The organism is Methylocystis sp. SB2 (assembly GCF_049817085.1).
GTDB lineage: Bacteria > Pseudomonadota > Alphaproteobacteria > Rhizobiales > Beijerinckiaceae > Methylocystis > Methylocystis rosea.
In genome coordinates this window covers 403,499-417,515 of the sequence record NZ_CP187401.1, presented here as the reverse complement: position 1 = coordinate 417,515, position 14,017 = coordinate 403,499, and the positions used below count along the sequence as shown (strand labels likewise).

Genomic DNA, 14,017 nt, shown 5'->3' with positions numbered 1-14,017 from the left:
GGAGGGACAGGGAGGGGGCTCTCCTCCCCGATTTTGCAAATTTCCCCCGAAAAGCGGAGGTAGATTAAGCGCTAAGCGCGGTGGAGATTTCCGCCAGCGTCGCGCGTTCGGCGTCGGTGACCTTCACTCCGCCAAAGCCCAGAAAACCGCCCTCGACGCCCGCTTCCGCCACCAGGTTGGCGATATGGTTGAGCCAGTCCTTGAACGCCTTCGACTCATTGGGCGCCTTCGCATCGAGAATGGAGGCGGTGCGGCGCAACTCGACGAGCGCCCGATCTTTGAACTGGTCCACCTTGGCCCCGTCGACCACGCCCTTCACGCCGTCCCGGGCCGCGGCGCGTCCGTCCGGCGTGAGAAGGTCCTCGACAACCGCCTTGATCAGCGCGTCCGCATTTGGATCGGATTTTGCCGTGGCCAAAGCCTTGGCGCTCGCGAAACCCTCCTGCAAGGTGCCGATAAAGCCGCTCGGATCGCCAGCGCTTACGGCGAAGCCGGCCAGCAGCGGCGATTCAAGCAGTTTTTTCCATTCATCAGCCGTGAAATCGGATTTATTCGCCATTGTTTCCTCCGTAGAATATCTCAGGAGCCAGCGAGAGCTCGTCGATAGAACTGCGATGCGACGCAATTGTTCCAGCCGCGTGACGGCGCCGACTTTTGCCGCTCTCGTCAATGAACTAGAAGCTTGGCTCATGAAGAGTTTCCGCAACCGTCGCTACGTGCCGCACAGCGCAGGAGAAATGTTCGCGCTGGTGCGCGACGTTGAATCCTATCCGCAATTCGTGCCCCTCTGCGAGGCCGTTCGCATCCGCCGACGGTCGGAGATCTCGCCTGGGGTCGAGGTGTCGCTGATCGAGATGCAGGTCGGCTTCAAAGCGATCTGCGAGCGCTATGTGAGCCGCGTCTGCTGCGACTCCAACAAACTGGACATCCGGGTCGAATGCGCCGAGGGACCGTTTCGAAAACTCGACAATCGCTGGACGTTTCGCGACGAGCCGGCGGCGAGCGGCGGCGCGCCGCGGTCGATGGTCGAGTTCTTCATCGCCTATGAATTCAAGAGTCCGGCGCTTGGCTTTGTGATGGGCGCAATGTTTGATCGCGCGTTCCACAAATATGCGGACGCCTTCGCCACGCGCGCCGATGCGGTTTATGGCCGCCGCTGATCCGCGTCGACGGCGTCAATCATCATGTCCAGCGCTTGCATGACGGAGGCGGCGCGAATCTCGGCGCGCGACAGCGGCCCATAGCGCCGCTCGACATGATTGACGGCGCCGTCGCGCCGGGCGCAGGCGAAATGAACCAGCCCCACAGGCTTTTCCGCCGAGCCGCCGCCGGGTCCGGCGACGCCCGTCACCGCGACGGCGACATCGGCCAGCGAACGGTCGATGGCGCCCAGCGCCATGGCGCGCGCGACCTCGGCGCTGACGGCGCCATGCGCTTTGAGCAAGGCGTCCGCGACGCCCAGCATGTCGCATTTCGCGGCGTTGGAGTAGGTGACGAAGCCGCGGTCGAACACATCGGACGAGCCTGGAATTTCGGTGAGCGCTGCGGCGACGAGCCCGCCGGTGCAGGATTCGGCGCTCGCAAGACGCAGGGCTTTGGCGCGGGCTTTGTCGAGAAGCGCGTTAGCTTTTATGTATGCCGTATGTTCACTCATTACGTATCTCATAAATTCGCATTACGTATGTCATACAAAGTCCTTTGAACGGCTCAGGCGCTATTCCCACGCGCGCAACGCGCGCGATCGGGAATCCAGAGCAAAACCAGCGTTCTTGGATTGGCCCTGGATTCCCGGTCAGGCCTTTGGCCTGCCGGGAATGACACGGCCCAACACGGATCAGCCGGATCACAACTCATGGGTCGGCTTGCCGCGCAGCGCCTTCACATCGCCGCGCTGCTTCTTGCCGTCGAGCCGCCTCAGCTTCGAGCCGAGCGTCGGCCGGGTCTTCTTTCGGGGCGGGGGCGGCGGAGCCGCCGCAATGCGAATGAGGTCGATGAGGCGATCGAGCGCATCAGCCCGGTTGCGTTCCTGCGTGCGATGGCGGCGGGCTTCGATGAGGATGACGCCGTCCTTTGTCAGACGCCTGCCGGCGAGTCGCGCGAGCCGCGCCTTCACGTCATCTGGGAGGCTGGGCGAATTGCGGATGTCGAAGCGCAGCCGCACCGCGGTTTCGACCTTCTGCACATTCTGGCCGCCGGGCCCAGACGCGCGCGCAAACTCTTCCACGATTTCCCATTCGTGGAGCGCGATTCTATCGGTCACGCGGATCATGGCGGGCCTCGGCTCTGTGAGGCTGCTTTATAGCAGGTCATGCGGGCCAGTCGTCATTGCGCGCTGTGTCATTCCCGGCAGGCCGCAGGCCTGACCGGGAATCCAGAGCAATAACGAGGATGTTTGTTGCGCCTCTGGATTCCCGATCGCGCGCAAGCGCGCGTCGGGAATGACAATCCGATACGTCAGCGACACTGGATAGCTTCGCGTCCGGCGCGCAGTGACGCGACTGGGAGCAGATGCAGGTTCGCTCAGTCTCTCACGGCAGCCGCACCGTCGCGATCGCCAGCGCCGCCATGCCTTCCTGCCGGCCGGTGAATCCCAGCCGCTCGGTGGTCGTCGCCTTGATCGCGACGCGGCCGATCTCGACGCCCATCGTCGCCGCGAGGCTTTCGCGAATCTGCTCCCGGTGCGGACCGATCTTCGGCGCTTCGCAAATGATCGTCGCGTCGACATTGGCGATCGCGCCGCCGCGCGCGCGCACCAATTCGCAGGCGCGCGCCAGAAAGATCGATGACGCCGCGCCCTTCCATTGCGGATCGGACGGGGGGAAATGCGCGCCGATGTCGCCCTCGGCGATGGCGCCGAGAATGGCGTCGGTGATCGCATGGGACAGCACGTCGGCGTCCGAATGGCCGGCGAGGCCATGCGTATGCGGGACCGCGACGCCGCCGAGCCAAACGGAATCGCCTGGCCCGAAGGCGTGGACGTCGTACCCCTGACCCATGCGGATGTCGGGCAGATCGGCGAATGCGGGTTGCTTCAACTGCTCCATGGCGCGGGCGAAGTCCTGTTGCGTCGTGAGTTTGAAATTGGCGGTATCGCCTTCAAAAATATGCACCTTCACGCCGGCGGCTTCGGCGATCATGGCGTCGTCGGTATAATCGCGCCCGCCGGCGGCCGCCGCGCGATGGGCTTCCATTATCAGATCGAAGCGAAAGGACTGCGGCGTCTGCACGGCGCAAAGCCTCGCGCGGTCGGGCGTCGCGACGACGACGCCGGCGCCGTCGATCTCCTTTATCGTATCGGCGAGCGGCACGCCGGGGGCGGCGGCCCCATGAATCTCGGCGGCTTCGATCGCGCGCGCGATGAGCGCGGCGTCCGCGAAAGGACGCGCCGCGTCATGGATCAGCACGATGTCCGGCGCGCCCTCGCTCGCGAGCGCCTCTAGGCCGTTCCTGACGCTTTCCTGCCGACTGGCGCCACCGAGGGCCGGCGGCAGAAGCCGCGCCCGATCGGCAGGGGAGAGCTCCGCGACGCTCGCGGCATAATGGTCGAGGTCCTCTTTATGGATGACGACCTTGAGCGTCGCCTGGGGCATGGCCATATGCAGCCCATGCAGCGTTCGGGCGAGCAGCGTCATGCCGGCGATCGGTCGGTATTGTTTGGGCAGGCCGTCGCCCGCCCGCGCGCCGCGCCCGCCGGCGACGATCAGGATGGCGATGGAAGGAATGTGGTGAGCGGCGCCCATGGCCGCTCTCTGTCGGTTTTCGCCAACGCCGTCAAATGGCGACGGGCTGGAGAAATGCTATGTTGCAAGTGCGAAGAGAACTGCTTATGATGTGGGCAAGATGGCTACTGCCAAAAAACTAGGCGTTGGCTTTGACCCTCCGCCTTTGAGCATTGGCGGGATCACGCTCACCGGTCGCGCGCTGCTCGCGCCGATGGCCGGCGTGACCGACCCGACCATGCGCCGTATCGCGTCGCGTCTGGGGGCGTCGGCGACGGTAAGCGAGATGGTGACCGCCGCTGGCGTCGCCCGCGGCGATCGCGAAACGGCGATGCGGCTGGAATGCGCCGGCGAGTGGCCCCGGGTCATTCAGATCGCCGCGCGCGAGCCGGCGGAAATGGCGGCGGCCGCGCGAAGCGCCGAATCCTCTGGAGCTGACTGGATCGACATCAACATGGGCTGTCCTTGCAAGCGTGTCACCGGAGGCCTCGCGGGCGCCGCGCTGATGCGCGATCTCGATCAAGCGTCGCGGCTGATCTCTGCAGCACGCGAGGCAATATGCGTGCCGCTGAGCGTCAAGATGCGGCTGGGATGGGATGAAGCGACCCGAAACGTCGCGGAGCTTGCGCGCCGCGCGGAAGCCGAAGGCGCCGCGATGATCACCGTGCATGGGCGAACGCGCCAGCAGTTTTACGCAGGCAAGGCCGATTGGCGGGCGATCGCGGCGGCGAAAGCGGCCGTGCGAATTCCGGTGATCGCCAATGGCGACTGCGCCGACGAAGACGACGCCGTCGAGATGCTCGAGCATTCGCGCGCTGACGGGGTCATGATCGGACGGGCGGCCCTGGGGCAACCCTGGATCGTCGGCGATATCGCCCATTTTCTACAGACCGGCGAGCGGCGGGCGCCGCTCACGCTGGCGCAGCGCGCCGAAATCGCGCGCGAACACCTCGAAGGTCTACTGGCGTCGATGGGCGCGTCGGCCGGGTTGAGGCACGCGCGCAAACATCTCGCCGCCTATGTCGATCGCCTCGTCGGTCGCTTGGCGGCCCATGCCGCAGCCGATGCGCGCCACGCGCTGGTCACCACGGATTCGCCCGAGGAGGCGGCGCGGCTGATTGAGCTGATTTTTCTGAAGTTGCAGCCTGCAGAGCAGGGGATCGCAGCATGAGCGTTTTCGACCGCCCTCGACGCAATGGCGCGCATTGCGGCAGCTACGAGCCGCTCAAGATCATCAATGACGCCGGCCGATCATGCATGCTTGAGGCTCTGCCCAACGCGATTCTGACCGTCGCCCGCGATGGCGTCATTGAGGACGCCAACGCCGCCGCGGAGGCCTTCTTCGAACTCGGCAAGCCTCTGCTCATCGGTCAGTCGCTCGATCGGCTGCTGCCGTTCGGATCGCCGCTCACCGCGCTCATCGAGCAGGTGCGCGAACGTGGCGCGACGATCAACGAATACAAGGTCGATCTCGGCCGACCGGGCCAGGAGGCCGACCGACGCGTCGACGTTCATTGCGCGCCGCTGCCCGAAGGCGACGGGCTCGTGCTTGTCATGCTGCAGGAGCGGACAATTGCCGACAAAATAGACAGGCAACTGACGCATCGTGGCGCCGTTCGCTCGGTTTCTGGGCTGGCCTCGATGCTGGCGCATGAAATCAAGAATCCGCTGTCCGGAATTCGCGGCGCCGCACAACTGCTCGAATCGGCGCTCGGCGATCAGGACCGCGCGCTGACGCGGCTGATTTGCGACGAGACCGATCGGATTGTGCGTCTTGTCGACCGGATGGAGGTGTTTTCCGACGCGCGTCCGTTGCAGCGCGAGCAGGTGAACATCCATTCGGTGCTGGATCACGTGAAGCGCGTCGCACAGAGCGGATTCGCCCGCAACGTTCGCTTCGTCGAGAACTACGACCCATCGCTGCCGCCGGTTTACGCCAACCGCGATCAATTGGTGCAGGCCTTCCTCAATCTCGTGAAGAACGCGGCGGAAGCCGTTGGCGAAGCCGTCGATGGGGAGATCGAACTCTCGACCGCTTTCCGGCCCGGGGTCAGCCTGCGCGCGCTTGGCGAGAAAAGCCCCATTGGACTGCCGCTCGAATTCTGTGTGCGCGACAATGGCCCCGGCGTTCCGGAAGACATCGCCGCGCATCTCTTTGATCCCTTTGTCACCACCAAATCGACAGGAACTGGCCTCGGACTTGCACTGGTTGCGAAGATCGTCAACGACCACGGCGGCATCGTGGAGTGCGAGTCCCTCCCCAGACGGACAACGTTTCGGGTTTTGATGCCGATGTACAGGGCAAAGCGGCCCGATCAACGCGAGGAACGGCGTGCATGACATCTCGCAAAGGCGGGAGACCGAAGCAATGACGCGAGGAGAAATTCTGGTCGCCGACGACGACGCGTCCATACGCACGGTCGTCGCGCAGGCGCTTTCGCGCGCAGGCTATGAAGTGCGCACCACCGGCGCGGCCGCTACCTTGTGGCGGTGGGTGCAGTCGGGCGAGGGCGACCTCGTCGTCACCGACGTCGTCATGCCCGACGAGAACGCTTTCGAGCTTCTGCCGCGCATCAAAAAGCTTCGTCCTGAGCTTCCGATCATCGTCATGAGCGCGCAAAACACGTTCATGACCGCCATTCGAGCGTCAGAGCGCGGCGCATACGACTATCTGCCCAAACCTTTCGACCTCAAGGAGCTCGTGGGCATCGTCGGCCGCGCCATGGCCGAGCCCCGCAAGCAGCCGGAGGACAACGGCCACGATGAAATCGAGGGGATGCCGCTCGTCGGCCGCTCCCCAGCGATGCAGGAAATCTATCGCTCCCTCGCGCGATTGATGCAGACTGACCTCACGGTCATGATCAATGGCGAGTCGGGAACCGGCAAGGAGCTCGTCGCCCGCGCCCTGCACGATTACGGAAAGCGCAAAAAGGGCCCCTTCGTCGCCGTGAATATGGCGGCGATTCCGCGCGATCTGATCGAAAGCGAACTCTTCGGCCATGAGAAGGGCGCCTTCACCGGCGCCAACCAGCGATCGGCCGGGCGCTTCGAGCAGGCCGAGGGCGGCACGCTGTTTCTCGACGAGATCGGCGACATGCCGATGGAGGCGCAGACCAGGCTGCTCCGCGTGCTGCAGCAGGGCGAATACACGACCGTGGGCGGGCGCACGCCGATCAAGACCAATGTCCGAATCATCGCCGCCACCAACAAGGATCTGCGCATCCTGATCCAGCAGGGCCTGTTCCGCGAGGATCTTTACTTCCGCCTCAACGTCGTGCCGCTTCGGCTGCCGCCGTTGCGCGAGCGCGCGGAGGACATCCCCGACCTCGTGCATCACTTCTTCAAGGTGGCGGCGAGCGAAGGACTGCCGCAGAAATACATCGATCAGGCCGCGCTCGACCGGATGAAGAGATACCGCTGGCCGGGCAACATCCGCGAACTCGAAAACCTCATCCGCAGGCTTGCCGCGCTGCACCCGCAGGAAGTCATTTCCGATCAGCTCGTCGAGACCGAACTCGAGCATGAGATTCGGCAGGCTGACCCGGGCGACAAAGGCTCAGCCGCCGCCGCGACCTCGCAAGAATTGTCCGACGGACAAACGCTTTCGAGCTCCGTCGAACTCCATCTCGCCAAGCTCTTCCGCGACTATGGGGATCAGTTGCCGCCGCCCGGTCTCTATCATCGGATCATTCGCGAGATCGAAATCCCGCTTGTGTCTGCGGCGCTTGCGGCCACGCGCGGCAATCAGATCAAGGCGGCGGAATTGCTCGGACTGAACCGCAATACGCTGCGCAAGAAGGTCAACGACCTCGACATCCGCCTGATGCGTTCACCGCGATAGCGACTCTTCCGGCCGTTCAATTGCAACCGGCGCGGGCGGAGCCTATACAGGCGCCATGGCCCTGACCGGAGACTCGGCTTCTCCGCCAAAGGCGAAAGGCAGAACGCCGTTTCGCAGCTGGTTCGGCCCGATCATTGTGATCGGCGCCGTCGGCTGTGCTTTGGCTACATTCCTGGTCGTGGCGGAATTCGGCGCGATATCGCCGACAGACGACCGCCTATTGCCGCTGCTCATCATCAACGGCGTCTTTGTCGCCGTTCTGCTCGCGATGGTGATCGTCAAGGCCTGGAGCCTCTACCGCGTCTGGCGGCGCGGCGAGGCGGCGGCGCGCCTTCACGTGCGCACGGTCGGCTTTTTCGCGGTCATTGCTTTGATTCCGGCGATTCTGCTGGCCGTGGCGGGGTCGCTGACTCTGGAGCGCGTGCTCAATCCCGCCTTCATGTCGAGCGTCAAGGTCTTCGTCCACAATACGGCGGAAGCCGCGGCCGTGTTCCGAGAGAGTCAGTGCCGGGCGTTGCTGCAGGAGGCGCAGCTCACGGCGTCCGATCTTGATCGCGCGGCCATTCTCTACAACTCGGACCGTCCGTACTTTCATCAAATATTTCAATCGCGGGCATATTTCCTGGGATTCTCCGTCGCAGCGCTGGTGAAATCCAACGGCGAAATTCTCGACCGCGTCGACGTGGCGCAGAACGCCGCCTCCATCATCATCGCCCCGCCGCAATCCGAGTTCGACGACGCGCGACGCGGGGAGCCTCTGTGCCTCGTGATCGATGACGGCAAGAGCTTCGTCGCATTGCGCGCGCTTAGCGCCTTTCAGGACACGTTCCTTTACGTCACTCGGCCAATTGACCCGATCGCCGTGGAATTTCCCAAACAGGCTCAGAACCTGATCAGCAGTTATGACGTCTTCGACGCCTATCGCGCCGCCGTTCAGCGCGCCTTCGTGCTGATGTACGCCTTCTTAACAACGATCATGCTGCTGTCGTCCATCTGGTTTGGACTGGATTTCGCCGACCGGCTGGTGACGCCGATCCGGGATCTGATCGCCGCAACCGACGAGGTGTCGGCCGGCAATCTCGATGTTCGCGTCAACGTCGACAAGCAGCATGGCGATTTGGCGCGCCTCGGCGACGTCTTCAACAATATGACGACCGAGCTCAATCTTCAGCAAAACCGACTGATCGAGGCCAATCGGATCAATGACGAACGTCGCGAATTCACCGAGGCCGTGCTCTCCGGCGTGCCGGTCGCGGTGATGGGCGTGGACTCGGAAAGCATCGTCACCATTCTCAACCGCTCAGCCGAGGAACTGTCGCTGGCGGACCCGACGGGGCAGGCGACCGTCGGCGCCTCGGTGGCGTCGGTCTTGCCGGAGATTGTCCCCATTCTGAAGGACGCGGCGGAAGTCTTTCCGCGCGCCGTTCAAAGCCAGATCATCATCAAGCGCGGCGTCGCCGAGCGCACCTTGAATGTGCGGGTCACCCTGGCGCGCGCCGATGCGGGACATCACAACTACGTGGTGACGCTCGACGACATCACCGACCTCGTAATGGCGCAGCGCACCTCCGCCTGGGCGGACGTCGCGCGGCGCATCGCCCACGAGATTAAAAATCCGTTGACGCCCATTCAGCTTTCGGCCGAGCGGCTGCGCCGCAAATACGGCAAGGTCATCCAGGAAGATCGAGACATTTTCGACCAATGCACAGACACGATTGTGCGTCAGGTCGACGACATCAAGCGTATGGTCGACGAGTTTTCCTCCTTTGCGCGTATGCCGAAGGCGCGCCCGGCGCGCGACGATCTCAACGAATGCATTCGGCAGGTCGCGTTCCTCATGCGCGTCGGCAACGCCGATCTCGACATCGTCGAAGAGTTGCCGGAAACGTCCGTCATCGCGCAGTTCGATCGCCGCTTGCTGTCGCAGGCGCTCACCAATATCGTGAAGAATGCCGTCGAAGGCATCGCCGCACGAGAAGAAAAAGACGCTCTGGAAAAGGGAAGAGTCGAAATCAGATTGAATGTGCGCGATCGCATGGCGGAAATCGACGTGATCGATAATGGTAAGGGCTTCCCGGCGATGAACCGGCAGCGCTTGCTCGAGCCTTACATGACGACGCGATCGGACGGCACCGGATTGGGTCTGCCGATCGTCGCCAAGATCGTCGAGGATCACGGAGGCCGGCTGGAGCTGCTGGACGCGCCGTCGGGTCGGGGGGCCTGCGTCAGGCTCATTGTGCCCCTTGCCGCGGAAACGTCCTCGAAAGAGGAGCCGCACGCGGCTGGCGCACAGGCTGAAAAAGCGCCGGCGCATGCAAGTGAGCCGGGACAGAGCGGGGTATAATGGCCAGCGATATTTTGATCGTCGACGATGAAGAGGACATCAGAGAGCTTGTCGCCGGGATTCTGAGCGACGAAGGGCACGGGGTCCGCACCGCCAAAGACTCCGATGAAGCGCTTGCGGCGATCGCAAGCCGGCGTCCGCATCTGGTTTTTCTTGACATCTGGCTGCAAGGGTCTCGGCTCGACGGCCTCCAGGTGCTCGAAGTCGCGCAGAAGCAGCACAAGGGCCTGCCCGTGGTCATGATCTCGGGCCACGGCAATATCGAAACCGCAGTCAGCGCGATCAAGATCGGCGCATACGACTTTATTGAAAAGCCCTTCAAGGCGGATCGGCTGGTGCTCGTCGCCGAACGGGCGCTCGAAGCCTATCAGCTGCGGCGCGAACTTTCCGCGCTGCGCCAGCGGGCAGGAGCCTTCGACCGCATCGTCGGCGATTCGCCGGCGGCGCATCAGCTGCAGCAGCTCATTGGCCGCGTTGCCCCTGTGAATTCGCGCGTGCTGATCACCGGCGCCCCTGGGACAGGCAAGGAACTCGCCGCCCGCTGCATCCACGAGGCGTCGAGTCGCGCCGGCGGGCCATTCGTCGTCATCAATTCGGCCACGATCACGCCGGAGAACATGGAAATCGAGCTGTTCGGTCGCGAAGGCGCCGACGGCGAGCGCAAGATCGGCGCGCTTGAGGAGGCGCATGGCGGGACGCTGTTCCTCGACGAAATCGCCGACATGCCGAAGGATAGCCAGGCGAAAATTCTGCGCGTGCTGGTCGATCAGACGTTTCAGCGGGTCGGCGGATCGAACAAGGTCGAAGTCGACGTGCGCATCATCTCGTCCTCGGCGCGCGATCTCGCTTCGGCGATCGAAGAGGGAACGCTGCGCGAGGATCTGTTTCATCGCCTCGCGGTGGTGCCGATCCGGATTCCCTCGCTGGCGGAGCGGCGCGAGGACATCCCGGCGCTCATCGACTATTTCATGGAGAATATGTCGCTCGCTTCCGGCATGCCGCGCCGACGGATCTCGGAAGACGCCCTCGCTATCCTGCAGTTGCATGACTGGCCAGGCAACATTCGCCAGTTGAGAAATAATGTAGAGCGCTTGATGATCCTCACGTCTGGCGATTCCAGCGCGACGATCACGGCCGAAATGCTTCCGGCCGATGTCGGCGAACTCGTGCCGGCGACTCCCGCCGGCGTGCGCGGCGAAAAACTGATGAGCCTGCCACTCAGAGAGGCGCGGGAAGTTTTCGAGCGCGAATACCTCGTCGCTCAGCTCAATCGCTTCTCGGGGAATATCTCCCGAACGGCTGAGTTCATCGGCATGGAGCGGTCCGCCTTACACCGAAAACTTAAGTCGCTCTCGGTCGAGTCATAGAAACATTAACTTAGACGAGCTAGTTAAAGCGTTGCATTATGTTGGCGGCGAGAGTCGGCGCGGTTTTAAAGCCGAACGCTTGCCATGAACTGGCGGCTGAAAGCGCGCGACTTGCGCCTTGCGCTTCGCCATTTGAAAGGTTCTAATGAACACGGCGGCGAAAAAAGAAGAACGATCCCCTGGGGGCGGCGTCATTCCGCTCGGCTCACAAAAAAGAACAGGACAGCCGATGTCGTCAGAGCGTTCGCAGAATCTGCAAGATACATTTTTGAATTTCGTCAGGAAGAATAAAGTCCCGCTCACGATCTTCCTCGTCAATGGCGTCAAGCTCCAGGGAATCGTCACCTGGTTCGATAATTTTTGCCTATTGCTGCGACGAGACGGGCATTCTCAGCTCGTCTACAAGCACGCCATCTCGACGATCATGCCCGGACACCCCATACAAATGTTTGAGCCGGGCGACGACGAGGGCCAGGCCGACAAACAGCGGTAGGCGATTGAAGGCTGACAGCGGAGCAGATAACGGGACGGCGCCGAACGGCGCCGGCGCCCGCGCATTGGTCATTGGGCCCTATGGGACTCAAGGCGGCGCGGCGCGTGCGCGCGACACGGCGGCGCGTCTCATGGAGGCGGTGGGACTCGCCGAGGCGATCGACCTCGATGTCGTCGGTCAACTCCCCATATCGTTGAACGAAGTTCGACCTGCGACGTACCTAGGGAAGGGCAAGGTCGAAGAGATCGGCGAACTCGTCAAGGCGAAGGACGCCGCGCTGGTCAGCATGGACTGCCAGCTCTCGCCCGTGCAGCAGCGCAATCTTGAAAGGGCGTGGGACGCCAAGGTCATCGACAGGACCGGGCTCATTCTCGAAATCTTCGGCGAGCGCGCCCGTACCAAGGAGGGCGCGCTGCAGGTGGAACTCGCGCATCTCTCCTATCAGAAGTCGCGGCTCGTTCGCTCCTGGACCCACCTTGAACGCCAGCGCGGCGGTTTCGGCTTTCTTGGCGGACCCGGCGAGACGCAGATCGAGACGGACCGGCGCCTGATCGAGGAGCGGATGCGGCGCATCGAACACGATCTTGACAAGGTGAAGCGCACGCGCGCGCTGCATCGCAAGACGCGGCGCGACGTTCCCTATCCGGTGGTCGCGCTCGTCGGTTACACGAATGCCGGAAAGTCCACGCTTTTCAATCGTCTGACCAAGGCCGAGGTGCTGGCGCAGGACATGCTGTTCGCGACCCTCGATCCCACGCTTCGCCAGATCAAATTGCCGCATGGCGCGCGCGTCCTGCTCTCCGACACGGTGGGATTCATCTCCGACCTGCCTACCATGCTCGTCTCCGCCTTCCGAGCGACGCTCGAAGAAGTGACGCTGGCCGACGTGGTTCTCCACATTCGCGACGTCTCGCACGAAGATTGGGAAGCGCAGGCGAAGGACGTCGAGTCGATCCTGAGCGAACTCGGTCTGAAAGGCGAAGCCGAGGGGCGGATCTTGGAGGTTTGGAACAAGATCGACGCGCTCGATCCCGATCGGCTTTCGGCGCTGCAGCTCGCCGTGAGCGGGATCGAGCCTCAACGGCGGCCGACGCTCGTATCAGCCTTGACCGGGCAGGGGCTCGATGAGTTGCTGGCAAGGATCGAATCCACGCTGGCGGCGGGACGGGTTCGATTTGAAATGAACCTCGACGTCGCCGACGGCGAGGGGCTCGCCTGGCTTCACGCCCATACCGAAGTGCTCGAACGCGAAGCGTTGCCGGAGGGCGGCGTCCATCTCATCGTTCGTATCGATCCTGAACGTTCGGAGGGCCTCGCGAGGCGGTTCCCTCAGGCCGAAATGATCCGCGAAGCCGGCGCTGGGCGCTAACGGACGGCGCGTAATTTTCAGACGTTTGAGAGAGCCGTCAGCGCGGCTTGCGCTCCGCGCCTTTCGCCTCGACCCACAGCGCCTCCATCTCATCGAGAGACGCTGCTTCAGGCGAATGGCCCATCTCGGCGAGGCGCCGCTCGATATGGTGGAACCGCCGCTCGAACTTGTTATTGGCGCTACGAAGCGCCTGCTCGGGATCGACCTTGGCGTGACGCGCCAGATTGGCGACGACAAAGAGTAGATCGCCGATCTCCTCTTCAAGCGCCGGCGAAGCCTTTGCGCCAGGAGCGGCGAGTTCCGCGGCGACTTCCTCTGTTTCCTCGCGAATCTTGCCAAGAACCTGCTGCGCGTCGTCCCAGTCGAAGCCGACCGCGGACGCCTTCTGTTGCAGCTTCAGGGCGCGCGTCAGAGCGGGCAGGGCGAGGGGCACGCCGTCAAGCAGGCTGGCCGGCGGCGCGCCCTCCTTCGCCGCCTTCTCGCGCGCTTTGATTGCGCTCCATTGTGTGGTCACGCCGTCGGCGTCGAGAGATTGGAGGTCGCCGAAAACGTGCGGATGCCGGCGAATGAGCTTGTCGCAGATGGCGTCGACGACGTCCTTGAAGGCGAAGGCCGCCTGCTCCTGCGCCATTCGGGCATGGAACACGACCTGCAAGAGGAGATCGCCTAACTCGTCTTTGAGCTCGGTAAGATCGTTGCGCTCGATGGCGTCAGCGACCTCATAGGCTTCCTCAATCGTGTAGGGCGCGATCGAGCGGAAATCTTGCTCGAGATCCCAGGGACAGCCGCTGCCGGGCGTGCGCAGCGCCGCCATGATTTCGATCAGTCTGGCGACGTCGCCGTGCGGTCGACCGGACATGAGGGTTTCCCAAAAGAAAAGCGCC

Annotated in this window: 13 protein-coding genes; 8 read left to right on the top strand and 5 right to left on the bottom strand. The window is 63.4% G+C overall.

What is annotated here, in order from left to right; genetic code table 11:
- Nucleotides 1-64: 64 nt before the first annotated feature.
- A complete protein-coding gene (locus ACPS74_RS02140) occupies nt 65-559 on the bottom strand; it encodes a hypothetical protein (RefSeq protein WP_029649025.1) in 495 nt (164 codons plus the stop codon).
- Between the two features lie 130 nt (nt 560-689).
- Between ACPS74_RS02140 and ACPS74_RS02135 the strand changes: the two genes are divergently transcribed.
- Nucleotides 690-1,160, top strand: coding sequence for a type II toxin-antitoxin system RatA family toxin (locus ACPS74_RS02135; protein WP_029649024.1), 471 nt, complete (start codon nt 690-692; stop codon nt 1,158-1,160).
- On the opposite strand, the gene ACPS74_RS02130 is transcribed toward ACPS74_RS02135, so the two are convergent.
- The 3 genes from ACPS74_RS02130 to ACPS74_RS02120 form a co-directional block, all read right to left on the bottom strand.
- Nucleotides 1,145-1,654 (bottom strand): CinA family protein, encoded by a 510-nt coding sequence (locus ACPS74_RS02130; RefSeq protein WP_029649023.1) that lies wholly within the window; start codon nt 1,652-1,654, stop codon nt 1,145-1,147. The two genes, ACPS74_RS02135 and ACPS74_RS02130, sit on opposite strands and share 16 nt — an antisense overlap.
- 189 nt (nt 1,655-1,843) lie before the next feature.
- A complete protein-coding gene (gene arfB, locus ACPS74_RS02125; RefSeq protein WP_029649022.1) occupies nt 1,844-2,269 on the bottom strand; it encodes an alternative ribosome rescue aminoacyl-tRNA hydrolase ArfB in 426 nt (141 codons plus the stop codon).
- Nucleotides 2,270-2,528: 259 nt separating this feature from the next.
- The gene (locus ACPS74_RS02120; protein WP_029649021.1) at nt 2,529-3,740 is read right to left on the bottom strand and encodes a bifunctional 2-C-methyl-D-erythritol 4-phosphate cytidylyltransferase/2-C-methyl-D-erythritol 2,4-cyclodiphosphate synthase; all 1,212 of its coding nucleotides are present in this window, start codon (nt 3,738-3,740) and stop codon (nt 2,529-2,531) included.
- Nucleotides 3,741-3,840: 100 nt separating this feature from the next.
- Between ACPS74_RS02120 and dusB the strand changes: the two genes are divergently transcribed.
- The 7 genes from dusB to hflX all read left to right on the top strand — a co-directional run bounded on the left by dusB (nt 3,841) and on the right by hflX (nt 13,133).
- A complete protein-coding gene (gene dusB / locus ACPS74_RS02115) occupies nt 3,841-4,890 on the top strand; it encodes a tRNA dihydrouridine synthase DusB (protein WP_051381709.1) in 1,050 nt (349 codons plus the stop codon).
- Nucleotides 4,887-6,059, top strand: a complete 1,173-nt coding sequence (locus tag ACPS74_RS02110) for a two-component system sensor histidine kinase NtrB (RefSeq protein WP_029649019.1) — start codon at nt 4,887-4,889, stop codon at nt 6,057-6,059. The genes dusB and ACPS74_RS02110 overlap by 4 nt, the downstream gene beginning before the upstream one ends.
- 28 nt (nt 6,060-6,087) lie before the next feature.
- Nucleotides 6,088-7,560 (top strand): nitrogen regulation protein NR(I), encoded by a 1,473-nt coding sequence (ntrC, locus tag ACPS74_RS02105; protein WP_029649018.1) that lies wholly within the window; start codon nt 6,088-6,090, stop codon nt 7,558-7,560.
- Between the two features lie 55 nt (nt 7,561-7,615).
- Complete coding sequence (locus ACPS74_RS02100; protein ID WP_029649017.1) at nt 7,616-9,904, top strand: sensor histidine kinase NtrY-like; 2,289 nt, start codon at nt 7,616-7,618, stop codon at nt 9,902-9,904.
- Nucleotides 9,904-11,271, top strand: coding sequence for a sigma-54-dependent transcriptional regulator (locus ACPS74_RS02095; RefSeq protein ID WP_018408274.1), 1,368 nt, complete (start codon nt 9,904-9,906; stop codon nt 11,269-11,271). Before ACPS74_RS02100 ends, ACPS74_RS02095 begins: the two co-directional genes overlap by 1 nt.
- A gap of 229 nt (nt 11,272-11,500) precedes the next feature.
- Nucleotides 11,501-11,764 carry an RNA chaperone Hfq gene (hfq, locus tag ACPS74_RS02090; protein WP_026222957.1) on the top strand — a complete coding sequence of 88 codons (264 nt, stop codon included), beginning with the start codon at nt 11,501-11,503 and terminating at the stop codon, nt 11,762-11,764.
- 4 nt (nt 11,765-11,768) lie between these two features.
- Nucleotides 11,769-13,133 carry a GTPase HflX gene (gene hflX / locus ACPS74_RS02085; RefSeq protein WP_029649016.1) on the top strand — a complete coding sequence of 455 codons (1,365 nt, stop codon included), beginning with the start codon at nt 11,769-11,771 and terminating at the stop codon, nt 13,131-13,133.
- Nucleotides 13,134-13,170: 37 nt separating this feature from the next.
- On the opposite strand, the gene mazG is transcribed toward hflX, so the two are convergent.
- Nucleotides 13,171-13,992, bottom strand: coding sequence for a nucleoside triphosphate pyrophosphohydrolase (gene mazG, locus ACPS74_RS02080; RefSeq protein WP_029649015.1), 822 nt, complete (start codon nt 13,990-13,992; stop codon nt 13,171-13,173).
- Between the last annotated feature and the right edge of the window lie 25 nt (nt 13,993-14,017).

Coding starts and splice junctions, on each gene's coding strand:
- ACPS74_RS02110 (WP_029649019.1), top strand. CDS start 4,887: ATGAGCGTTTTCGACCGCCCTCGACGCAATGGCGCGCATTGCGGCAGC.
- arfB (WP_029649022.1), bottom strand. CDS start 2,269: ATGATCCGCGTGACCGATAGAATCGCGCTCCACGAATGGGAAATCGTG.
- dusB (WP_051381709.1), top strand. CDS start 3,841: ATGGCTACTGCCAAAAAACTAGGCGTTGGCTTTGACCCTCCGCCTTTG.
- ntrC (WP_029649018.1), top strand. CDS start 6,088: ATGACGCGAGGAGAAATTCTGGTCGCCGACGACGACGCGTCCATACGC.
- ACPS74_RS02120 (WP_029649021.1), bottom strand. CDS start 3,740: ATGGGCGCCGCTCACCACATTCCTTCCATCGCCATCCTGATCGTCGCC.
- ACPS74_RS02140 (WP_029649025.1), bottom strand. CDS start 559: ATGGCGAATAAATCCGATTTCACGGCTGATGAATGGAAAAAACTGCTT.
- ACPS74_RS02130 (WP_029649023.1), bottom strand. CDS start 1,654: ATGAGTGAACATACGGCATACATAAAAGCTAACGCGCTTCTCGACAAA.
- ACPS74_RS02095 (WP_018408274.1), top strand. CDS start 9,904: ATGGCCAGCGATATTTTGATCGTCGACGATGAAGAGGACATCAGAGAG.
- mazG (WP_029649015.1), bottom strand. CDS start 13,992: ATGTCCGGTCGACCGCACGGCGACGTCGCCAGACTGATCGAAATCATG.
- ACPS74_RS02100 (WP_029649017.1), top strand. CDS start 7,616: ATGGCCCTGACCGGAGACTCGGCTTCTCCGCCAAAGGCGAAAGGCAGA.
- hfq (WP_026222957.1), top strand. CDS start 11,501: ATGTCGTCAGAGCGTTCGCAGAATCTGCAAGATACATTTTTGAATTTC.
- ACPS74_RS02135 (WP_029649024.1), top strand. CDS start 690: ATGAAGAGTTTCCGCAACCGTCGCTACGTGCCGCACAGCGCAGGAGAA.